This window comes from Kushneria sp. Sum13, from assembly GCF_052692355.1.
This window is the reverse complement of the sequence record NZ_CP199847.1, coordinates 1,301,737-1,324,422: the sequence shown is the minus strand read 5'-3', so window position 1 is coordinate 1,324,422 and position 22,686 is coordinate 1,301,737. Positions and strand designations below refer to the sequence as shown.

Here is a 22,686-nt window from a genome sequence, read left to right as displayed (position 1 = left end):
CATGCTATCGATCCTCGCCAGAGAGAATCCGGATGTCGTTGCCGGCTGTGGCGGCCAGGTCATGACCTGCTTCAACCGTGCTGCCCACCACCTCCATATCGCGCCCGGCGGTGAGGGTGACATCCCGGGCTGCCGTAACCCGACTGCCCAAATGCTGCACTTGCGACGAGCGTCTATAGCCATAGGTCGAATCATCGCCCCGGGCATCTTCCACCGAGGTCAAACGCAGATCGCGGGCAGCGGACAGCCTGAGATCGCCCCCGCTGACAAGATCGGATCGATTGACCAGGTCCCGGCCGGCTGAAAGGCGGAGGGCATCGGTGGCCGATATCAACCCACCCTGTCCCAGCACGGTATCGAAACGCCGATCGCTACCGCTTTTAACGGCCAAACGGTCGTTGACGATATCGCCCTTGAGCGTGGTGAGATCGACCTGTCGCCCGCGGATCTCGCCGGCCAGACTGTTGCGAAGGTCATCCGTCGCCGTCAGCGCAAGATTATTGCCGGCCGCCATCAGGCCACCCTGCAGGATACTGCTGCCACTATTGGCCGTAAGATTATTGGAAGCGCGTATGGTACCCACATTGGCCAGATCGCCCCCGGCGATCAGCTCGATATCACGACCCTGAATCAGGCTGCTGCCGCGCACGTTGCGCGCGTCAACCTGCGCCAGATACAGCACCGGAGCCAGCACGGTTTCGCCATCAACCTCCTGCTCTTCCATCCAGACGATGTCGTGCGTCAGGGCCGCTGTCTGGGAAGGCGTCAGAGATACGCCGGGCGTCAGATGAAGCTCATCCTGTGCCGCGATGGCGTTGTTCATCAGGTAAAGATACTGGTCGTAGTCGTTCTGAAGGTTGTCATCCAGAAAACGACTGCCGGTCTGCGCCTGCACGGCATCGCGGATCAGGCGCGATTCATAGCGGCCATCGCCCAGCAGTTTGTAAGCGCTGTCGTTTGTGTAGTTGATTTTATCGAGCAGGTAGTCCGAGCCCATCAGCCGATCAGCCGATCAGCAGAGGTGAACTCGGGGTTGGCTTCGATCAGATAGTGGCTATCAGGCGACTTGTTTTTAACAAACAGGCCATACTGGCCTTCCGGTAGGCGGAAACTGGAGAGCTGTGTCGGGGAAACACGTTCAAAGTTGAAGCCGCTGTAATCAACCGGTGTAAAGTTCAGGGCAATGGGGGCACTGCGCTGTGCATCAGCACCCTTGCCTGTTTCATACAACGTGTCTGCAAGGCGTTCGCCTTGGACACGTTGCTCAACTCCTTCAGCGGTGTGTTCGACGACATCACGCTAGGCCCGAACGCCCGCGGCGATCATGGCCCTTTCAGACTGTCGGAGGAGAGGGTGTCACCCAATGTGGTGCCGAGGTTGCCGCGGTTGTTGATCAGACTGACAGCGCTGTTACAGACCAGTGAGTCAGCTGCTGCCGTCGTCATAGCACCGGCGAGGCCGGTACCTATGCCGGGCATGGCTGCAGTAGCCGCAATGCTGAGTGTGCGTTAAGTGCATCGACTAAAAGCCAAGCGCAAGGCGGCACCTACATCAGAAGGGCTACTACCGCTGGAAATAATGACATAGTCACTTTCACTTATTCCTTTGCCGCTCCAAGCTTCTAGCTTTTCGTGATGACTGGGACGAATAGTAATCTGATTACTCTTACTTTCAATACTGCATTTTTTCATATCTTTAAATAATGCACGCTTGGTTTTGTAACCATAGCGTTCCAAAGTGCTGCTAACCCATTGATTATATCGTTGATTGGTTAGAGTATAGTCGTATAACTCCATATCAAAAGTAGCTTCAGGATGAATCCAAACATCCTTTCGCGGCTCGGGAAGCACAAACCGGCTATGAGTCAAGGCGTCAAGCACAGCAAGACCTAGCTCTTTGTCGGCAGCGTCAGGACTTAAAAAACGTTCCACACCTTGCGGATCCGCTTGGCTACTTCGATAGCCAGAAAAAGTTTTCACGCAGACAAAATCTTTATTTATTTTCGCATCTGCCCAAGCTGTTTTTACGACATCACTCATATCAATTCACCTTGGTTATTTTTACTGTCACACCTTTGCTATGACCATACTCAATAGCTTTATCAATTTGATCCCACTGAGCACTTGTCGTATTTTTTGGGACTGCCACTTGCAATTCACGACTAGTAATTTGACCAGAAGATACTGTTATGTCTTTCAAACCGTACTCAGTAAACCCTGCGGCGGTATCAATATTCTTTTTGAGCGATGAATATACCTGACTTGGATTGGCAATTTTAGCTGCAGTGGTCGTATCAAGTGTTTTTGCACTGGTCGCAACACCGGTCGTTCTATCAAAAAAATCAAACGTCTTGAAGTTCGGCGGTAATCGAGAGCCTGATGGCAGCTGCGACCCAAGGTAATCCTCCCAAGGCATTCCCTGACCCTGAATACCCTCACCCCATTCAATACCAGTAGTAGCACGGTCTACCGTTCCTCCAATTGCCCGGCTGGTGACAACACTCCTGGCCAGCCTCGGCAGGCGTGCCAACAGCCCACCTGCGCCTATCAGCATCGACTCGTTGTCCAGCGCGATGCGGACTCTCAGCTTGTCAGCGTCATCCAGACGCCCGGCCTGCTCCAGCGCATCGGCCCGCGCCAGCTGTTCGCGGTTGCTCTCGCTAATGTAGTTCGCAGGATTGGCAGCAAAGGCCTTTATGTCCTCGCCCATCGCTTGCAGTAGCGCCCGGGATTCTGCATCCCCCAGCAACGCTTGCCCAACGAGTTTCCCCATGATGAAGGGCGCGCTGGCAGAATCCACCACCATCTCCGCGAGGGCTTCGGCACCAATGCGCTCCATGCGCTGTTGTTGATGCTGACCATACTGTCGCGCCGTATGGGTGTACTCGGCAAAGACCGTGTCTTGATTTTCTCGACCCCGCATCATGTCCTGCCAGCTATCCATGGCTACCTGCAGCTGTGCCCGTTCGTAGCTGCAGGTTTGTGCCGAACCGTCCTGGCCGCAGGCTTGCTCCAGCGCCCGGTCACGCGACTGGCTGAGGGAGTTGATCGCCAGGCGTTCATCCTCCAGGGATTGACGCTGTGCCTCGGTGAGGGTGTCGTCATCTGCCAGCAGGCGATTGATGGCTTGCAGCCGCCTGGCTTCTGGATGCGCCAGGTAGTTATATGCCGTCGCATTCCCGGCAATCTCCGCGCCCTTCTGCACATCACCGTCGGCCATACCGGCAGCTACGATACCGGTAATCTGGGACGCTGCTATCAGGAGCTTCTGATCCTCTTTCACCAGACCATCAAGTTGATTGATCAACGCTTCGTTGGCGCCAGCCGCAATGGCGCCGGTACGGAAATCACCACCGGTCGCCTGTGAGGCCAGACCGCCTGCCAGAGCATGTAAAGCAATCTTGCCACTGCCACCATCGGCCAGGAACTCAGGATAACGATCTCCCAGATTGCCGACCTGATTGAACAGCGCCGCTTCCAGCACGGTAGTAACGGTGCCCTGCAGGTTCTGTTTGAGGTTGTCATTCAGGCTGCCGCCGCTGATGGCACTTTGAAGGCCGGCGTCGGCCAGAGCCTGCGAGGCCCGCTGGCCGGCAAAACGTCCAGTGCCTTCCCAGGAGCTGAGATTGTGGGGGATGGTTCGGCCCGTAGCAGGGTCCGTATTACCGCCCCAGACACTATCCAGATTTTCCGAGACGCCTGCGGAAGCTGCGGCGATCAGGGCGCTTTTCAGGCCATCGGAAGAGAGCGTATCGCTCAGCGTAGCGCCGAGGTTGCCGCGGTTGTTGATCAGGCTGACAGCGCCGTTCCCGGCCAGCGAACCGGTGGCTGCCGTCATCATGGCGCCGGTAAGGCCGCTACCGATGCCGGGCATGGCGGCAGTGGCCGCGATGCTGACCGCAAGCGCTGCGCCTTCACCGAGACCGGACTGTTGATAGTTCCAGCTGTCGTGGATCTGCTTCACCTGGCGCCAGTCGACATCACCCTGTGCCTCGGCCTGCTTGAGCCAGGCAAGCTCGGGTTCGGCGGCGACCATGGCATCGATGGTCTGGCTGACGCTTTGCTGGTCGATGTCGCGAACATCGATATTGACGTGGTTGGCGGCGTTGATCGCCAGTTGGCCCTGCGCGACCAGCTCGCTCTGGCGCAGGGTCTCGTCGGTATTGCCCTTGCCCTTCGCCGACTGCCATGCCCAGTTACTCTTGCTCTTCTCGTGGGATTCACTGTGGGTATCCATCGCCCCGGCGAAGGTGATATCACCGCCGCTGCTCAGGGTGAGATCCTCACCGGCGTCCAGACGCACCTTCTGATAGACCTGATCGTTGCCGCTGGCAATGACGAGATCACCACCACTTTCCACCGTGGTGCCGACCGCGCGAGTATCGGTAACCTCGTCGCGCTTCATCGACTTGCTGCTGACCAGCCCACCGCCCTTTTTCTTCTTCTGATAGAAGTGGTAGTCCTGATCGTTGGCGGCGATCAGCTGAACATCGTTGCCGCCCACCAGATACGCCTGATCCCCTGCCTTGAGCTGGCTGGCTTGGGCGTGTAGTACTGCTTAGCCGACATAGCAGCAAGGGACTGGAGTTTGATACTGTCATTCTTGGCGGGATCGGAGAGCTGGCGGACAATGAGGACAATCTGGCGCAAGAAGCACGCCTGCTCTATGTCGGCATGACGCGCGCCCGTCGAAGGCTACTGGTGACCGGCAGTAGCAATAACTGGTTCACAGATCGGCTTCATGAAATGAGCCCGGACTATTGCAATCAATAGCTTGTCGCAGATTTAGGACTTTAAAACATGCTGATCATGTCTGTTCAGCTGGACCTCTTGCTCTAAAAATCATTTTTAATGAAGATTACTTTAGAGGCACCCTTAGAGGCGCAGACAATCTGCGGATAAATTCACGATAAAAAAGACTGACAATACGCAAAGCAACTATGAATGCTAAAACACTCAATGATATTAGCAAATTTCTCAGTTATGTTTTGAGGCATGAACCACACGCTATCGGCTTACAGCTAGACAGCGAGGGCTGGGCAGATGTCGAATCCTTAATAGCCGGTGCAGCTAAAGATGGGCGAATTTTAGATATTGGCCTGATTCAGGCTGTCGTCAGCAGCAGCGATAAAAAGCGTTTCAGTATCTCGGATGATGGGCTGCGCATTCGCGCCGTACAGGGCCACTCATTGGCCAGCGTGAGCCTTCAGCACGTAGAGAAAGAGCCGCCAGAGTTTCTCTACCACGGTACCGCTACACGCTTCCTAGAGTCGATTCGGCAGCAAGGATTGATCGCAGGCTCTCGCCACCATGTACACCTGTCGCAGGACATAACTGCGGCCATTGCTGTTGGACAGCGCTATGGAGAGCCTGTAGTGCTGAAAATTGAAGCCCTCAGAATGCACCGGGAAGGCTTCGAGTTCTTTCAAGCGGAAAACGGGGTGTGGCTAACGGCATGTGTAGCAACACGGTTCTTAAATCACAATAGCGACGATTTGTAATCTGACGACTCGTTTTTAGCAGTTTCAAGCCACGCGGAGAAATTTTGATAAGGCTTTTCATCCCAAGGAGATACTTTAGGCCTAGAGTAGTCATATATCCTTACTGGCGGGTCACCTGACAAATCCGTTCCATCAAAGCATGCCAAGACAATCCACCCATCATTATATGCTCCCGACTCATCATGAACTATCGCGAAGGGCACCAAGGGTTTATTTGGGAATTTTAAAAGCACGGCACCAAAATAACTCAGACAGGTCGCCATGTCGCCTGCCATAATTCTCCAAGGAAACAAATCTTGGGAGTCACTACTGATAGCGAAATCGATATATTCTTTTGGTAGCTTGAATCCATCAGGTAAGACAGAAGTATTGTATAAGTACGCTTTCATTTTCTACTTCTCGTGATGCGCAATACTTTTAAAACCAGCCATAAATTGCGGCTCAAAATATTCACTGCCTTGCGTGACAATATTTTAACAAAGAAGAATTCTTGAAAGATCGCTTCATAGCCACCATCTAGGGTAATTTTCGAAAGCTGAAGTTATGCGGCTTTTATCATCCTCGCTTAAAACTTCCTCTCCACTAGCCCTCGCTAAATTACCATAAGCATCTATTTTCGAACATGACCAAATCAGCCTATTCTTTTCAGAATTAATCGCTATAGAAAATTCGTCACTCATATCCTTAATTAAAGCATCTCCGCCCAACCTCAGAGCATTGATAAAAGAATCAAAAACAGCACACTCGACCCAACAGACTATATTTACTGAAATTGAGTAGCAAAATTTTTCAACAAGTAAATTTATTTCAAATTTCACTGAGGGTAAGCGTTCATCAAACTCGACCGTGCTTGCAGAAAACTGGACTGGAGTTTTTAACTTAATATCCATTTAGTAAGCTCCTGTATACCTTGCATGTATAATAGCAGGTAACTCTCCTTCGACTCTAGGTGGCTTAATTTCAAGTTCCCAGCCATCAATACTTTTTTTTATTATTTTCTGATACGGGTCCTGAGTCCTAGTGGCAGTATCGACTGCAGCTTGAAAACTTTTCAATTGAGCTTGACTCGCCGACCGTACAGCTTCCGGCGTATGAGTTAAAGCTTTGGACGCTGCATATTCCGCCATATGTTTCGTTGCATTCCCATGCACCCATACTTTTTGTCCATTAGGCAATTTCATTTCAAATGATTGAGGAATTACAGAGCCGGGGTAGAAAGGCTGCGTACCTTTTATTGAGTCAAAAACAGTCCCCGTTATTGACACAGGTTTACCAGTTTTGCCCAAGATCGCTGCGATCCCAGCGCCCTTTTTGGCCACACCACCAACAGGCACCAGAGTGCTGACAATATCCGTCAGTAGCTTGCCGCTTTCAATGCCTGCTTGGAATGCCCCACCCGGGCCCGCGCGCTCATACTGCTGTGCAATAGTGTCAAACTGCTGACGATAGCTATCAACCACGGCACCACCAAGCGCTGCAAGTACGTTATCCTGCTGCAGCAGCTGTCCAATGGCGTCCCACGTTGAGCCCTTGAAAAGACTCAGTACATCGATAACCGTACTGAAGCTTTCATCAGCAATACCCCTAACAATTCCTGCCGCGAGCACACTATCCTGGCCGCTGTCGATCAGTTGCCACTTCGCTTCAACCTTTCCACACTCCATCAGGCCCTTGCAGGTTTCGCGCTCCCGAGCCCTCTGCGCTTTCTGATGTTCGGCCAGATAGTTATAGTTCGTCGCATTACCGGCAATCTCGGCACCCTTCTGTACGTCGCCACCGACCACACCGGCCGCCACAATGCCAATCACCTTTGAGGCCGCGACCAGAAGGCTCTCATGCATGTCGGGCTGACCGCCGAGCCAGTCATCCAGATGCTTGACCAGTGCTTCGTTGGCGCCGGTGCGGAAATCACTACCGGTCGCTTCTGCCGCCAGACCTCCGGCCAGGGCATGGAGTGCCGTTTTTTCAGGACCACTGTCAGCCAGCCCTTCACGAATCCCCAGATCGCCGACGTTATAAAACAGCGAGGCTTCCAGCACGGTACTGACCGCACCTTTCAGGCTCTGCTGGAGATTGTCGCTCAGGCTGCCGCCGTTGATGGCGCTCTGTAGCCCGGCATCGGCTAGGGCCTGACTGGCATTGCGACCGGCAAACTGACCGATGCTCGGAATGTTGTTGAGTTCAAGGTCATTCACCTTGCCCGTTACCTGATCGATCTCACCATGCCAGATGCTATCCAGCTGCTGCGCCACACCGGCAGACGCCGCAGCAATCAGCGCAACTTTCAGACTGTCCGAGGAGAGGGTGTCGCCAAGCGTGTCGCCGAGGCCAGACTGTTGTTACTAAAAATTGAAGCCCTGAGGTTGCATCAACAAAGCTTCAAATTCTTTTAGGCTGAAAATGTGGCTTGGTTGACCCCATATGTATCTGTGTAATTTATCGATCAGTGCAGCGACAACCTGTAATCTTATGACTCCGTCGCATCAAAATATATCAAGGCCACCCATCTATTACCGTACAATCCTGTATTCAGCATGAACACATTAAAAATAGATCAAGCGATATTTTTAAAAAATGTCAATTCCATTTTACGCTACCATTCACTATTGAATAATTGTCTGCAATCATCACTTCTTCAACTTGACACTCGGCATAAACCCAGTAGTTCCAATTGGATTTCAGCCATGCGACATCTACCCCCCAGTTTTTTTCTATATAACTTTCAACAGGCAAGATCAGTGCGGTTAAACCAGCCTTATAACCAGAAGAGACTATAAGTCTATAAGGCTGATCATGCGGCAGCTCTACCAGCATAAAATCTACGACCTCTTCATAAGGCCATTTTGCTGGAAATCTGAGCACAGCACCACGACCTATCTTTCCTTCGCGATCAACCAGCCTTTCAAACTCGGTCATTATTTAATCCTTATATCATGAGATCCAGAAGCGTCCTTCTTACCTGGCACTTCGTTAAGGGCCATATCGACTTCGCCCTCATGAACGCCTTTTCTATTTAGCCTCTCGAACCTTCCATGCTGAGAGTCTAAAGCATAAATTTTGCCATCTGGAGAGCTATAAACATCTCTAGAGTTTAATTTCGTAAGCTTTCTGTCTTTAATCCAATTATTTTTCTCAGCAACATCCTTAGCCATAATTTTTACCTGAGCCACACGCTCGCCTGCTGGAAGTGCAGAAAGCCTATTCTCAAAGGATTCAACAGTATACCCATTCGGCAACTTGGAGTTTATTTGATAATTTGAGCGGTTCTTAGAACCTGGCAGGGCAACAGCTCCTAAAAGCCCTTCAAACTTGCCACTAGCTAGGTTTCCTACATAGTCGAGCGCATTCCCGCCGAAGTCATAAGGTGTCTGGGTACTGTAATTATCTAAGCCACGCTCGATACTCTGCCCAGGAATAGGAGATGTTATCCATTCTGTTCCATACTTGAACAGATCAGAGACATAGTCCGTAGCGCTAGAAGGAAGTCCGGCGGCAAATATTTTAAAACCTGAAAGCTGTTCACCCGTTCTCTCAGGCCATGACACGGCTCGGTCCGTAGCTCCTCCAAAAGTCTCATGCCATCTATACCCCCATTCCTTTGATGCCGGATAGCCAGTAATTACAACATCGTTCGTATCAATTCCGCGATCAATCCAGTATTTGGATAACTTTTCATTATATTCTTCTGGCGTTATAAAACCGTTGAGGACCGCATCCTCCTGCACAGACCGTTCATATGCGAATGCTTCACGGTCACGCGATTGGTCCAGTTCTTCCATGGATCGCGTAATATCGTTTTCGCACGATTGATTGTCACACTCCTTTCTTCGTGCATCTGCTTCTTTTATTTCATCATGTAAAAGCCAGTTATACGCCGTCGCATTACCGGCAATCTCGGCGCCCTTCTGGACGTCACCATCCGTCATTCCGGCCGCCACGATCCCGGTAATCTGGGACGCTGCGATCAGAAGCTTGCGATCCCCTTTCACCAGCGCATCGAGCTGATTGATCAACGCTTCGTTGGCGCCGGCCGCGATGGCGCCTGTGCGGAAATCACCACCGGTCGCCTGGGAGGCCAGCCCTCCGGCCAGAGCATGTAAGGCAGTCTTGCCACTGTCACCATCGGCCAGGAACTCGGGGTAGCGTTCTCCCAGATTGCCGACCTGATTGAACAGCGAGGCTTCCAGCACGGTACTGACCGCACCTTTCAGGCTCTGCTGGAGATTGTCATTCAGGCTGCCGCCGTTGATGGCGCTCTGTAGCCCGGCATCGGCCAGGGCCTGCGAGCCCAGCTGGCCGGCAAAACGACCCGTACCTCCCCAGGTGCTGAGGTTATGGGGAATGGTCCGGCCTGTGGCGGGGTCCGTCTCGCCGCCCCAGACGCTGTCCAGATTTTCAGAGACGCCCGCAGACGCCGCAGCAATCAGGGCGCCTTTCAGACTGTCGGAAGAGAGGGTGTCACCCAGCGTGGCGCCGAGGTTGCCACGGTTATTGATCAGGCTGACAGCGCCGCTACCGGCCAGTGAGCCCGCCGCGCCAGTCGCCATGGCGCCCATGAGGCCGCTGCCGGCCAGGCCACCCACCGCAGGCCCGACCACGGCCGCCGCCGCAATGCTGACCGCCAGCGCCGCGCCTTCGCCAAGACCGGACTGCTTGTAGTTCCAGCGGTCGTGGATCTCCTTCACCTGGCGCCAGTCGACATCACCCTGCGCTTCGGCCTGTTTCAGCCAGGCAAGCTCCGGCTCGGCGGCGACCATGGCATCAATGGTCTGACTGACGCTCTGCTGGTCAATGTCGCGAACATCGATATGGACGCGGTTGGCCGCATTGATCGCCAGCTGTCCCTGCGCGACCAGTTCGCTCTGGCGCAGGGTCTCATCCGTATTGCCCTTGCCCTTCGCCGACTGCCACGCCCAGTTGCTTTTGCTCTTCTCGTGAGATTCGCTGTGAGTGTCCATGGCCCCGACAAAGGTGATGTCACCGCCGCTGGACAGGGTCAGGTTGCCGCCGGCGTCCAGACGCGCCTTCTGATAGACCTGATCGTTGCCGCTGGCAATGGTGAGATCACCGCCGCTGTCTACCGTGGTGCCCACCGCGCGGGTATCGGTGAGCTCGTCACGCTTCATCTTGCTGCTACTGAACAGGCCACCCTTTTTCTTCTTCTGATAGAAGTGGTAATCCTGATCGTTGGCGGCGATCAACTGAACATCGTTGCCGCCGACCAGATACGCCTGATCCCCTGCCCTGAGCTGGCTGGCCTGGGCGGTCAGATCGTTGTTCGCGACAAGGGTCAGGTTGTTGCCGGCGGTGAGCTGACTGCCCTGCTGACGTGTCGTCGTGTTGACCACGTCCTTTTTGGTACGCGAGGAGCGGTAGTGCAACTCGTCATGCTGTCGATCCTCGCCAGAGAGAATCCGGATGTCGTTGCCGGCCGTGGCGGCCAGGTCATGACCTGCTTCAACCGTGCTGGCCACCACCTTCATATCGCGCCCGGCGGTGAGGGTGGCATCCCGGGCTGCCGTGACCTGACTGCCCAACTGCCGTACCTGCGAGGAGCGCCTATAGCCGTAGGTAGAGTCGTCACCCCGGGCATCCTCCACCGCGGCCATACGGAGATCGCGGGCAGCGGACAGCTTGAGATCGCCCCCGCTGACAAGCTCGGATCGATTGACCAGATCCCGGCCGGCGGAAAGGCGCAGATTGTCGTTGGCCGAGATGAGTCCGCCCTGATCAATGATCGTGTCATAACGGCGATCACTGCCGCTTTTCACGGCGAGACGGTCGTTGACGATGTCACCCTTGAGCGTGGTGAGATCGACCTGACGACCGCGAATCTCACCGGCCAGGCCATTGCGGATATTGTCTGTCACCGTCAGTGCCAGGTTGTTGCCGGCGGCCATCAGACCACCCTGCAAAATGCTGCTGCCACTGTTGGCGGTCAGATCATTGGCAGCGCGGATGGTACCGACGCTGGCGAGATCACTACCGGCGATCAGGTCGATATCCCGACCCTGAATCAGACTGCTGCCGCGCACGTTGCGCGCGTCAACCTGCGCCAGATACAGCACCGGGGCGAGCACGGTTTCCCCATCGACTTCCTGCTCCTCCATCCAGACGATGTCATGGGTCAGGGCAGCCGTCTGGGAGGGGGTAAGTGACACGCCGGTTGTTAGATGAAGCTCATCCTGCGCGGCGATGGCGTTGTTCATCAGATAGAGATACTGGTCGTAATCGTTTTTGAGATTGTCATCGAGAAAGCGACTGCCGGTCTGCGCCTGCACGGCATTGCGAATCAGGCGGGCTTCATAGCGCCCATCGCCCAGCAGCCTGTAGGCACTGTCGTCCGTGTAATCGAGCTTGCCCAGCAGATAATCGGAGCCCATCAGCCGATCGGCAGAGGTGAACTCGGGGTTGGTCTCGATCAGATAGTGGCTATCGGGCGCCTTGTTTTTAACGAACAGACCGTACTGGCCTTCCGGCAGGCGGAAGCTGGAGAGCTGTGTTGGAGAAACGCGTTCAAAACTGAAGCCCGTGTAATCGACCGGGGTAAAGTTCAGGGCAATGGAGGCACTGCGCTGTGCCTCAACACCCTTGCCTGTTTCATACAACGTTCTCGCAAGGCGTTCGCCCTGGACACGTTGCCCATCTCCTTCAGCGGTGTGTTCGACGACACTACGCTCGGGCCGAACACCGTCAGACGCCTCTGCACTCAAATATCCGGTGCTGTTGACCGAATCTGATACCTGCTCACGCTGTGGCCTTTTTGTCTCGGCAGGCTTGAGGGCTGTAGCGGCATTCGTGCGGCGATTGAGGGTGTAATCAAGCTCCATGACAGGGGCATTAGGGTCTCCACCTTCGAGCCGGCCATTAATCTGCGATCGCTTGTTATTGTTTATCTCGCCATTATCAATGCGCTGACTGGCATTGATGGAGACACGGCTACCTGCCTGGATAATGGCAGCGGCTGCGCTGCCGTTTTCTGAACGAGTCGTTTTATCCTGTAGCAGGACAAGATGCCCACGACCGTATCTTACGTAGCTTTTATAATTTTCCTCGGTTAAAGGATTTGGTAATGGCTGACCATCGCTATCCTTGCCACCCTTGGCATTCCAAGGATCGATTTCCTTCTTGTTAAAAGCAGTATCGTTTCTTTCGTCATGATGATGACGACCGAACAACCCCTGATACTTGCGCTCTCTGGTACTTTCTTCAGCAGATGCTCCGGTATTTTCAAGAGATCCAGCATTGATATGCAGGTTTTTATTAGCCTCAATCAAGCTGTAGCGATTCACTACGGCCCCATTGCCATTACTGTCAAAGTTGCCTCCCGCAACGATGCTGGCAGCAGGACTGTCTTTTTTAATTGTGGAAGAATTTTTCTCTACAAGTGTGTAGTCGACATGTTTGCAGTTGCCTTTACAGTAATAGTTTGCTCCTCGGCGAATATAAGCAGCAGACACTTCCTGCACCATTTCAAATACATCCCGCGTATTCAAAAGGCTATTAACCCGTAGGCGGATGTCACCTTCCGCCTCAATCGTCCCCGAACGATTCTCCAGCAAATCCGCATACCCGCCGTTGTCATCGCGCGCAACATCAAGATCACCGCGGCTGTAGAGATCGCCGTAACGGTTATAGAGTCGCGTGCCGCGCAGGGTCATGTCACCGCCGGCAAACAGCAGCGTGTCGGTCTGGTTGTTGATGGCCCCCTGGCTGACCAGGCGAAGGTTCTTCTGGCTGCCCAGCGTGCCGCGGTTGTTGATTTCCCGAGCCTGCAGGTCGATATCGTCGCTGCCGGTCAGCCGCCCCAGGTTATCCAGCGTGCCGCTCAGGCTGTAGGTGGCGGTGCCACCGCTGGCCATGCGGCCGTCATTTTGAGAGAGATTGCGCCCGGTGACGTTGAGCTGACGCTGCGCGGAGATCAGGCCGCGGTTGGTGATGTCTCCGGCGCTTTTGAGGATGAGATTGCCGTTGGCGAGCAGTTCGCCCCGGTTATCCAGGCTTGCGGCTGCCAGCGTGAAGGTGTCGGCACTGGCCAGGCGGTCACTGCCACTCAGTGTCAGCGCGTTGAGGGTGGTCAGGCTCAGCGGGCCATTGAACTGCCACTGGCCGGCGTTGTTGATTCGATCGATACGAGCCTGGGCGCTGCCGGTGCCCTGCAGCGACCCACCACTGTTATTGAGTGACTTGAGCAGGAGGGTCAACAGCCCGCTGCCGGCGTGAACACTCTGGCCACGGGTGTTATTGAGACTGGAAGCGTCGATGCGGGCGTTGCGGCTGGCCAGCTCGATGCTGCCCCGGGTATTGTCCAGCGCGCCTGCGACTCGGAGGTCACTGCTATCGCCACCCAGTGCGCGCAGGTTGCCGCTGCGGTTGTTCAGGGTATCAACGTTGAGTGCCAGTCCTTTCTGGGCCTCAATAATGCCGCCGTCGTTATCCAGCGTGCCGGCTTCCAGCCGAACCACGTCACCGGCCATCTGGCCGTTACGGTTATCGACCCGGGGCGGGTCAATATCCAGCAGGCCGTTGGCGATCATGCGACCGTTGCGGTTATCCAGCGTCTGCGTGAAGACGGCTTTCAGCGGACCGTTCAGACTGGCGATCAGGCCATTGTCGCCGTTGTTCAACTGACGACCGATGAGTGAAACATGATCCCCCTGCAGGACACCGGCGCGGTTATCCAGCTGCTCGGCGTCGACTGCCAGGTCATCACTACCGGCCAGCACCCGCCCGCCGGCGTTATTGAGCGTTTTCAGACCGATAAAGCGAATCTGCTGTCCGCTCAGCTGGCCGCCGTCCTGATTGTTCAGTGAGCCGGTGCTGATCGCGAGTGCACGGCCATTGAGGCGGCCGGCGCGGTTATCGAAGGCCTGCCCGCCATTTTCGAGGGTGATATCGCCGCCATCACTGTCGATCATGCCCTGACGGTTACTGGCCGCCCCCGACACCGTCAGCGCAATGCCGCCGGCATCGGCCAGCATCGAGCCGCTGTCATTGAGTAGACGGGCGCTGTTGAGATCGAGCCGATCGGCCAGCAGCACGCCGCGGCGGTTATCCAGCGTTGCCGTGGTGATATCAAGCGTGCCATCGGACTGCAGCTGGCCGGCATCATTGGTCAGCGACCCCAGCGTCAGGGTGGCGCCCTGGCGGCCGGTGGCGATCAGCCCGCCCTCCCCGTTATCGAGCGAGTCTGCCTGCAGGTTCAGACGCTCGCTGATCAGCTGACCCTTGCGGTTATCGAGATCCGCCGTGTCGATATCGAGCCGGTCGGCCATTACCACGCCCTGACGGTTGGTGAGCTGAGCGCCGGTAAGCGACAGGGTGCCCTTGTCGGCCTGCAGGCGGCCATCGGTATTGTTCAGAAGACGCGTCAGCGTCAGGGTGGCATTGCCCTGGTCTGCGCTGATCGTGCCCGCGCGGTTATCCAGCGCGTTGCCGGCAAGCGTTAGCGAGTGCCCGATCAGATGGCCGGCACGGCTGGTGATCTCCGGTGCCTCAATATCCAGGAGTCCTGCAGCCTGAATCTGGCCGCCATCGTTGTTGAGCGTCTGGCGGGCACGGATGTTTGCGCTATCGGTGAGCGCGGCGATCAGTCCCCCCTGGTTGGCCTCAAGTGACTCGGCCTCCAGCGTCAGCGCATCACCGGCCAGAGTGCCGTCGCTGTTGCTCAGTGCACCGCCGGCCTTGACGTGCAGGTTGCCCTGCTGCGCGACGATACGACCGGCCGTATTGTCCAGCGCCCCATCACTGGTCAGCGTGATGTCACGCGCCGTAATGGTGCCCTGGTGGTTATCGAGTGTGGCGGCATGAATAGCTGCGGACTCGGTGGCCTGCAGGTGGCCGCGGGTGTTGTCGAGGTGATTCGCTGCCTTGAGGATCAGCGCGCCATTTTCAGCGCTGATCATGCCCTCGTCATTGGCCAGCGAAAGCCCCTCGATATCGATCTGGTCCGCCACCAGCGTACCGGTGCCGTTATCGATATGGCCGCCGCTGATATTGAGCGCATGAAGTGCCTGCAGCTTGCCGCGCTGATTGGTGAGGCGGTCGCGGGCGGTAATATCGAGATCGCCGCCATCGGCGGAGATCAGGCCTTCGTCACTGGAAAGACGGCCTGTTGCCAACGAGACACGATTGCCGCGCAGGGTGCCGCCGGTATTATTGATGATCTCTCCGGCTGCGATATCGAGAAGCGTGGCACTCTCTACACGGCCGCCCCGGCCATCGAAGGCATGTTGAACGCCGAGTGTGACGATCTGCCCCAGCAGACGCCCCTGCTGGCTGCTCATGTCACCCGCGGTGATCTCCAGCCGCCCCTTGCCCGCCTGCAGCTGACCGCGATCGTTCTCCAGCCGGCCGGAGAGATGGGCAGTGAGATTTCCGTTGAGCGCGGCAACGGTACCTCCGCGATTGGCGAAGGTTTCGGTGGTAATGTCGACATCGTCTGCCAGCAGCGTGCCGGCGCTGTTGTCCAGTCCGGCCGCCTTGAGCATGATCCGTCGCTGCGCCTGAAGCTGCCCCTCGGTATTATCGAGCCCCTGATGAACCGTCAGCGTGACATCGTCAGCCTCTGCCGACATCAGACCATGACGGTTATCAAGGGCGCTGGCTTCAAACGACAGGGTATCGGCAAGCATGCTTCCCTGACGATTGGTAACCTCGCCTCCCCGGTACACCAGGGCGCCGGCCGCCTGAAGGTTGCCGCTGTCATTGTTGAGCTGTTTTGACAGGGACAAACGGGCCTCTCCCTGCCCGGCGCTGGCAACCCCGCCCTCACTGTTATCCAGCGACTCACCGCTTATCGCCAGGGTATTGCCCAGCAGGCGACCGCCCCGGCTGGAAAGCGCCGTGCCTTCGAGTGTCAGCAGTCCGGCGGCCTGAATCTGTCCCCCGTCGTTATTGAGGCCTCTGAGGGTATGAACACGAGCGTTATCGGCCAGGGCCGCCATCAGCCCGCCACGATTGCTGGTAATGGCATCGGCGCGCAGCGTCAGGGTCTTCGCGGCAATTGTCCCTGTGCTGTTGTCCACGATGCCGTCAACATCGACTCCAAGGGCACCATTGCGCGCCTGAATCTGTCCGGCAACGTTGCTCAGGTTGTTGCTCAGATGGAGTGTCAGCGGCCCCTGCTCGGCACTGATGATGCCCTTATCATTGGCAAGGCTGGTGCCCCTGAGTTCGACCTGATCCGCCACCAGGGTACCGCCCGTGTTATCAACATTGCCGCCATTGATATTGATCGCGTTGAGTGCCTGCAGCTTGCCGCGCTGATTGGTGAGGCGATCACGAGCGGTAATATCGAGATCACCGCGGTCAGCGGAGATCAGTCCATCATCGTTATTGGTGAGAAGACCGGTTTCCAGCGTGACGCGACTGCCGCGCAGGGTGCCGCCGGTATTGTCCAGGGCCGCCTTGATGCCGGCCGTGAGCACGCCATCGCTGACAATACGACCGCTCTGGTTGTCCAGCGCGTGCTCGACGCCCAGCGTGATCAACCGGGCCATGAGGGACCCCTGCCGATTGCTCAGATCACCGGCAGTGAGGCGAAGGGCCTGATGGACAGACTGGAGCCGGCCATGGTCGTTATCCAGCAGACCGGCCACGGTGATATCGAGACTGCCCTGCTGGGCACTGAACGTGCCGTCCCGGTTGGAAAGGGTGTCGGCCGCCGCGGATACGGTATCGGCCACCAGCGTGCCGCGATCGTTGTTGAGCGCCCCGGCCGTCATCTTCAGCGCCTTTTGGGCCTGAATCTGTCCGCCGCCATTGCCGAGCTGCTGGCGCGTCACAACAGTGGCGTTGCCCTTACCGGCCGAGATCAGTCCATCCGTGTTATCCAGCGAGGCGACGTCCATCGCAAGGTCGTTTGCTGCCATCTGCCCCTGCCGGCTCAGGACATCGCCGCCCTGTAACTCGAGGGAGCCTGCGGCCTGCAGCTGCCCCCCGCTGTTATCGAGCTGCTGCTCGATGACCAGCGTCGCGTTCCCACTGGCCGCCCCGATGAGTCCGCCTGCGCGGTTGGTCAGGTAGCGGCCTGCCAGAGACAGCGACTCGGCCTGCAATGTCCCGCGGTCGTTGAACAGCGACTCGGCGTGCAGGTCCAGCGCGCCATCATCGAGTAAAAAGCGGCCATCACGGTTGTCCAGCTTGATCAGGTCCAGCGTGGCCGTCTGGCCCTTGCCGAACTGGATAGTGCCCTGATTGCTGATGTCAGGCGCTTTGAAAGACAAGACCTCTGTGGCGGCGATCAGGGCATCGCGCGAGCCGTTGGTCAGTGCGGCCGTTTCAAGCCGGACCCGGCGCGCCTGCAGGGTACCGGTGTTATCGATGGCGTCATCAGCGTGGACGTTGATCTCATCGGCCAGCAGCTGGCCGCGGTTGTCCAGCTGTCTGGCGCGCGCCTGCAGGGTCTGGCTGGCCTCCAGCCGTCCGCGGTTGTCGATCTGATCGGCACGGATATCGAGACGGCGATCACGGATGCGCTGGTCACCATCGATGCCGGCAATGACCTGGCCCTGCTGGGTCAGGGTGGTGCCTGCCGTCAGGGTGGTGTCGCCACCGCTGGAGAGGTTGCCGTAAAGCCCCATCTCTTCCCGGGCCGTCAGGCGTGCATCACGGTGGGCATGCTGGCTGCCCTGTGTCTCGATGGACGCCGCCCGGGCGGCAATATCGCGCTGTGCGGCGGCATTGGTCAGCGCCAGGTGGCCCTGTGTATCGATGGTGATATCACCGACGGTGGCCGCCATGTCGCCGGCCAGGCGTACCCCCACGCCGGCCTCTGTTCCCACCAGATGAATACTGCCGGCATACATGGCGCCCAGCGCCGAAGCATCGATAGATAGTGCCGGGGTATCGTCACTGCTCTTGCGGGCGGTCGCAGCCAGGGAGGCAGCATCGACATCGTTGCGGCCGGTGACAATATTGAGCTCGCGGGCATGCAGCTCGCCGTTGAGTTTGGCCGCCCGGGTGACGATATCGAACTGGTCGACCTCGCTGGCATCCAGCCCCAGCCCTTCGATGGTGACCTGCCCCTGATCGACGGCGAAGCGATCAAGTGCGCCGTCTTCGATCATCGGTTTACCGGTCGAGAGGGTGACGCGGGGGCTATTGATAAAGCCGCAGCCGTTACAGGTAATGCCGTAGGGGTTGGCGACCACCACACGAGCAGCCTGCCCGGCGACTTCGGTGTACCCCTTGAGCTGACTGGCGCGGCCACCGTTGACCTCATTGACGATCAACTGCGCGGCCTGCCCCTTCAGGTTGGGGTTGCCCACGATCATGCCACCGAGCTTCGTTGACTGAAGCTTGCCGGTGGCATTGTTGAGAATCACGCCCTCCTTGCCGACGTTGTAATCACTGAAGGTGTTGTGCGAGAGGCCGCGGCCGTTGGGCGTGGCAATATCCACCACCGGCACGCCGTTGCCGGCCCTGTCCATTGCCGTATTGCCACCGGCTCGGCCATCAATGGTAATGCCATCGGCCAGCACGATGACCGGCTGCCAGAACAGGGCATTGATCAGAACATGGGCCAACAGACGACCCGCAAGATTTTGCACCTTCATGTGACGGTTCCCTGTTTTTTCTTCTGTTTGATGCGTTATGGCAGCTCATTCATGGACACTGCCGGCGATCGCGCCTCTTCGGGCGCTGATCACCTAGAAATAAAGATCGGCACTTAAATAGACCGGTGTTTCGCGCTCGGGAAAGGCCTGCGGGCGCGTCAGCGAATGGGCAAAGCCTGCGTGCACGGCCAGATGCCGGCCGCTCAGCCCGACCTCGGCGGCCCAGCCGGTCATGCGCCCGCTGAGGCCATCGGTGTAGCGCGTGCTTTCGATCACGCCCTGGTCGTAGGCCAGGGTCAGATCCATGTTGTTGAACAGCGGCTGGGCCAACGGACCTTCCAGCGGATGCAGCCAGCTGACCTGATTGCGCCAGTACGCGCCGCTGTCACCGGAGAGCGTCTGATTCTTGAAGCCACGCACCGAGCTGGCACCGCCCAGACTCAGGCGCACCGGGCTGTAGAGCACGTCATCGCTGTGCTGGGCATTGGCCAGGCTCAAAAAACGAAAGTGCTGATCGTAAAGTTCGAAGGGCTGCAGGTAGCTCAGGGTCAGGGTGGCCTTGTCATACTGGGCCTGCGGGGCGCCGGGCGTGGTGTCCTGGTCATGCTGGGCGCCCATGAGGGTCAGCCCCTTCTGCCAGCCGGCGTCAATATTAAAAAGTGCCGAGCCCAGCCGACGGCCGTGATTGAGTCCCAGCGCCAGTTCGCTGAGCTGCTGACTGCTGACCTCGATGCGGGCGTGGTCGATATAGTTGCGGGTAGAGATGCGACTCAATCCCATACTGACGGAGGTCTTGCTGACGCTGTCACGCCATAAAAGCCGCTCTGCCTGCAGCTGATGGCGCTCGCTGGCCCCGTCGAGACGGAAGAAGAAGCCGTTGGCCTCGGCACGGGAGCGGTAGTCACTTTTGCTGTAGCTGTAGCTGAAGGTCCACCAGCCATAGGGCAGGCTGTAGGCGAGATACCGATTACCGGAGCGATGCTCATGATTACCGCTGGCATCCTCCCCGAAGCGGGTCACGAGCTGATCGGCCAGTCCCAGGGGGCTATCGATATCCAGACCGATACCCCACTGCTGCTCGCCGGTACTCTCGTCCCCATCGTTATTGCGCGACAGGCTCACGCGCCAGGGTTTTTGTGCCTGAGTTTCCACCTGAACGCGGGAACCGCCGATCTCATCGCCGGGCAGCATCTGCAGGGTCGATTGGCGTGAGGGCAGCCGGTTGAGCTGATCGATCATCTGCTCAAGGGCGCGCAGGTTGAGGGTATTTCCGGCCTCAACGGGCGCGGTCATGACAAGCTCTCGGGCAGAGGGACTGTCGTCCTGCCCTTCGATGGATTCGATACGGCCTTCGATAATGACCACCCGTAATTGGCCGCCACTCAGATCCTGGGGCGGCAGATAGGCGCGGGAGGTGATGTAGCCCCGATCGACGTAGGCCTGGGTGATATGGCGCAGCAGCTCATTGAGCGCCTCCAGGGCGACACAGTGATCGATGATCGGTGTCAGCAGCTCACGGCGAGTGTCGAGATCCAGCAGCGTCATGCCCTCCAGATGGACGGCGTCGATCGGGAAACACTGCGTACTGTCCGTCGAAGGCATCGTTTCTACGACGGCGCGGTCGCCGGGCAACTGCTGCAGTGCGTCCAGCCGGCGGGACTGCTGCTCCAGCAGTCGTGATTGCTGGTCACGATTGAGATTGCGGCTGGCAGGATCGGCACCGGGCGTTACGGGTGCTTCGGCAGCCTGCGCGGTGGAAAACAGCAGCGATAACAGCACGCAGCCCAGGGCGTACCGCAGAAGACGTGGAAACATTGGCCATCAGCATTTCATCAGTGAATGCTTTATTACGGCCATAGCCTGAACAACTTAAGTGAATTTGAAAAAATTATTAATGTTTTCTGCGCAGCGGCTTTTTCTCTTGTCACCCGTCAGGCCATGACACAAAAAAGCCGCGCTCGGGGCGCGGCTTGCAGGAGACGGTTTGTCTTTAACGGCGCGAATGACACACCGGGCAGTGCGGATCACGTCCCAGCCCGAAGTGGCGCCACTGCCCGCTCAGACCATCGAAGGTGGACAGGCCCTTCTGAGCAGTGCCGCAGCCACTTAGAAGCTTTAACGCCTCCAGCGCCTGATAGCTGCCGATCATGCCCACCAGCGGCGCAATCACGCCGCTTTCGGCGCAGGTCAGCGCGTCGTCATCGGCACTGTCACCGTAGAGACAGGCATAACAGGGGGCAGCCGGGTCACGAACATCAAACACGGCGAGCTGACCGGAGAAGCGAATGGCCGCGCCGGAGACCAGCGGTGTGCCGGCCGCCACGCAGGCACGATTGATGGCGTCCCGGCTCTCGAAGCGATCGGTGCAGTCGAGCACGACATCGGCGCGCCTCACGGCGTGCTGCAACGCCTCGCCCTCCAGCCGCTCGGTGATGACCTGCGTTCGGCAGTAGCGGTTGATCGTGCTGATGCTCTCGGCGGCCGACTGCGCCTTGAAGCGGTCGATATCCGCCTCGCCATGAGCGATCTGACGCTGCAGGTTGGAGAGATCGACCCGGTCATCATCGGCCAGCGTCAGCGCGCCCACCCCGGCGGCGGCCAGATAGAGCGCGGCCGGTGACCCCAGCCCTCCCAGCCCGATAATCAACACATGGCCTTCCATGAGCCGAACCTGGCCGTCGTAATCAAGCTCACTGAGCATGATCTGGCGGCTATAGCGCAACAGCTGATCGTCGTTCATGAGCCCTCCTGTTTCAGGGAATTCGATAACGGCGATGGCCATTGCCCCAGACTGACGCGCTCGCGCCCGCCAAGGTCCTGACAGGTGCTGACGCCGTCATAGCCGGCCTCAAGCAGCGCCGTTCTCACCGCGCCGCCCTGCTGATGGCCGTGCTCCAGCAGCAGCCAGCCATCAGGTGCCAGGAAGTGACGCGCGGTATCGATCAGATGCCACAGATCGGCCATGCCATTTTGTCCGGCCACCAGCGCCGAGCGGGGCTCAAAGCGCACGTCGCCCTGTCGCAGATGCTCATCACCTTCATCGATGTAGGGCGGGTTGCTGACGATCAGCTCAAAGCGGGCTGCGGGTGGCAGCGCCGAGAAGAAATGGCCCTCTTCAAAATGGACATTGGTGATGCCCAGCGCGTCGGCGTTGCGCCGTGCCAGCGCCACCGCGCCCGCCACGATATCGATGCCCGTCACCTGCCAGGCCGGGCGCTCACTGGCCAGCGCCAGCGCAATGGCACCGCTGCCGGTGCCCAGGTCCAGCGCACGGGCGCCGTTGGCCGGCATGCGCAAGAGCGCCTGTTCGACCAGCGTTTCGGTATCCGGGCGTGGAATCAGGGTATGAGGCGACACGGCCAGACGCAGGCCGAAGAATTCTCGATAGCCCAGCAACCAGGCCACCGGTTCACCCTGTTCACGCCGTTCAACCAGATCCTTGAACTGCTCGAGCTCGACGCCCTCAATCTCGCGGTCCCCCCAGGTATAGAGCCAGGTGCGCGAACGCCCCAGTACATGAGCCATCAGCAGCTGGGCATCAAGATGGGGTGTGGCCGCCTCGCCCGAGGCGCAACGAGCAAGGCAAGCGGCGGCTTCTGACAGAACCTGATCGATACGCATAAAGGT

At 57.6% G+C, this 22,686-nt stretch carries 14 protein-coding genes and 1 pseudogene; 2 read left to right on the top strand and 13 right to left on the bottom strand.

The features are described 5' to 3' along the window. Positions 1 to 4 precede the first annotated feature (4 nt). From ACUN8C_RS06215 to ACUN8C_RS06195, 5 genes are all read right to left on the bottom strand, one after another. The gene (locus tag ACUN8C_RS06215) at positions 5 to 997 is read right to left on the bottom strand and encodes a hemagglutinin repeat-containing protein (RefSeq protein WP_445621391.1); all 993 of its coding nucleotides are present in this window, start codon (positions 995 to 997) and stop codon (positions 5 to 7) included. Further along, positions 997 to 1,230 (bottom strand): hypothetical protein, encoded by a 234-nt coding sequence (locus ACUN8C_RS06210; RefSeq protein WP_445621390.1) that lies wholly within the window; start codon positions 1,228 to 1,230, stop codon positions 997 to 999. Before ACUN8C_RS06210 ends, ACUN8C_RS06215 begins: the two co-directional genes overlap by 1 nt. A gap of 92 nt (positions 1,231 to 1,322) precedes the next feature. Beyond that, positions 1,323 to 1,445, bottom strand: a complete 123-nt coding sequence (locus tag ACUN8C_RS06205) for a DUF637 domain-containing protein (protein ID WP_445621389.1) — start codon at positions 1,443 to 1,445, stop codon at positions 1,323 to 1,325. 63 nt (positions 1,446 to 1,508) lie between these two features. Next, a complete protein-coding gene (locus ACUN8C_RS06200) occupies positions 1,509 to 2,039 on the bottom strand; it encodes a contact-dependent growth inhibition system immunity protein (RefSeq protein ID WP_445621388.1) in 531 nt (176 codons plus the stop codon). Between the two features lies 1 nt (position 2,040). Continuing rightward, positions 2,041 to 4,503, bottom strand: a complete 2,463-nt coding sequence (locus ACUN8C_RS06195; RefSeq protein WP_445621387.1) for an endonuclease toxin domain-containing protein — start codon at positions 4,501 to 4,503, stop codon at positions 2,041 to 2,043. Positions 4,504 to 4,553: 50 nt separating this feature from the next. On the opposite strand from ACUN8C_RS06195, the gene ACUN8C_RS06190 reads away from it, so the two are divergent. Together ACUN8C_RS06190 and ACUN8C_RS06185 are read left to right on the top strand one after the other, a co-directional pair. Next, the gene (locus ACUN8C_RS06190) at positions 4,554 to 4,772 is read left to right on the top strand and encodes a 3'-5' exonuclease (protein WP_445621833.1); all 219 of its coding nucleotides are present in this window, start codon (positions 4,554 to 4,556) and stop codon (positions 4,770 to 4,772) included. Positions 4,773 to 4,939: 167 nt separating this feature from the next. Beyond that, entirely contained in the window at positions 4,940 to 5,500 is a 561-nt protein-coding gene (locus ACUN8C_RS06185; RefSeq protein ID WP_445621386.1) for an RNA 2'-phosphotransferase, read from the top strand. Here ACUN8C_RS06185 and ACUN8C_RS06180 read toward each other — a convergent pair. From ACUN8C_RS06180 to prmC, 8 genes and pseudogenes are all read right to left on the bottom strand, one after another. Continuing rightward, positions 5,479 to 5,889, bottom strand: a complete 411-nt coding sequence (locus ACUN8C_RS06180; protein ID WP_445621385.1) for a hypothetical protein — start codon at positions 5,887 to 5,889, stop codon at positions 5,479 to 5,481. The genes ACUN8C_RS06185 and ACUN8C_RS06180 overlap by 22 nt on opposite strands. A 114-nt stretch (positions 5,890 to 6,003) precedes the next feature. After that, the gene (locus ACUN8C_RS06175) at positions 6,004 to 6,390 is read right to left on the bottom strand and encodes a hypothetical protein (protein WP_445621384.1); all 387 of its coding nucleotides are present in this window, start codon (positions 6,388 to 6,390) and stop codon (positions 6,004 to 6,006) included. Then, a pseudogene (locus ACUN8C_RS06170) lies at positions 6,391 to 7,815 on the bottom strand (DUF637 domain-containing protein); the annotation flags it as partial. 262 nt (positions 7,816 to 8,077) lie between these two features. Continuing rightward, positions 8,078 to 8,416, bottom strand: coding sequence for an Imm45 family immunity protein (gene imm45 / locus ACUN8C_RS06165; RefSeq protein WP_445621383.1), 339 nt, complete (start codon positions 8,414 to 8,416; stop codon positions 8,078 to 8,080). Continuing rightward, complete coding sequence (locus ACUN8C_RS06160) at positions 8,416 to 19,059, bottom strand: two-partner secretion domain-containing protein (RefSeq protein WP_445621382.1); 10,644 nt, start codon at positions 19,057 to 19,059, stop codon at positions 8,416 to 8,418. Before ACUN8C_RS06160 ends, imm45 begins: the two co-directional genes overlap by 1 nt. Positions 19,060 to 19,152: 93 nt before the next feature. Next, a complete protein-coding gene (locus ACUN8C_RS06155; protein ID WP_445621381.1) occupies positions 19,153 to 20,874 on the bottom strand; it encodes a ShlB/FhaC/HecB family hemolysin secretion/activation protein in 1,722 nt (573 codons plus the stop codon). A gap of 175 nt (positions 20,875 to 21,049) precedes the next feature. Then, entirely contained in the window at positions 21,050 to 21,799 is a 750-nt protein-coding gene (locus tag ACUN8C_RS06150; protein WP_445621380.1) for a HesA/MoeB/ThiF family protein, read from the bottom strand. Beyond that, positions 21,796 to 22,680, bottom strand: coding sequence for a peptide chain release factor N(5)-glutamine methyltransferase (gene prmC, locus ACUN8C_RS06145; RefSeq protein ID WP_445621379.1), 885 nt, complete (start codon positions 22,678 to 22,680; stop codon positions 21,796 to 21,798). Before prmC ends, ACUN8C_RS06150 begins: the two co-directional genes overlap by 4 nt. Positions 22,681 to 22,686 lie beyond the last annotated feature (6 nt).

Excerpts from the sequence above, each read along its gene's own strand:
- ACUN8C_RS06180 (WP_445621385.1), bottom strand. The coding sequence starts at position 5,889 with ATGAAAGCGTACTTATACAATACTTCTGTCTTACCTGATGGATTCAAG.
- imm45 (WP_445621383.1), bottom strand. The coding sequence starts at position 8,416 with ATGACCGAGTTTGAAAGGCTGGTTGATCGCGAAGGAAAGATAGGTCGT.
- ACUN8C_RS06200 (WP_445621388.1), bottom strand. The coding sequence starts at position 2,039 with ATGAGTGATGTCGTAAAAACAGCTTGGGCAGATGCGAAAATAAATAAA.
- ACUN8C_RS06205 (WP_445621389.1), bottom strand. The coding sequence starts at position 1,445 with ATGACGACGGCAGCAGCTGACTCACTGGTCTGTAACAGCGCTGTCAGT.
- ACUN8C_RS06155 (WP_445621381.1), bottom strand. The coding sequence starts at position 20,874 with ATGTTTCCACGTCTTCTGCGGTACGCCCTGGGCTGCGTGCTGTTATCG.
- ACUN8C_RS06160 (WP_445621382.1), bottom strand. The coding sequence starts at position 19,059 with ATGAAGGTGCAAAATCTTGCGGGTCGTCTGTTGGCCCATGTTCTGATC.
- prmC (WP_445621379.1), bottom strand. The coding sequence starts at position 22,680 with ATGCGTATCGATCAGGTTCTGTCAGAAGCCGCCGCTTGCCTTGCTCGT.
- ACUN8C_RS06150 (WP_445621380.1), bottom strand. The coding sequence starts at position 21,799 with ATGAACGACGATCAGCTGTTGCGCTATAGCCGCCAGATCATGCTCAGT.
- ACUN8C_RS06185 (WP_445621386.1), top strand. The coding sequence starts at position 4,940 with ATGAATGCTAAAACACTCAATGATATTAGCAAATTTCTCAGTTATGTT.
- ACUN8C_RS06215 (WP_445621391.1), bottom strand. The coding sequence starts at position 997 with ATGGGCTCGGACTACCTGCTCGATAAAATCAACTACACAAACGACAGC.
- ACUN8C_RS06175 (WP_445621384.1), bottom strand. The coding sequence starts at position 6,390 with ATGGATATTAAGTTAAAAACTCCAGTCCAGTTTTCTGCAAGCACGGTC.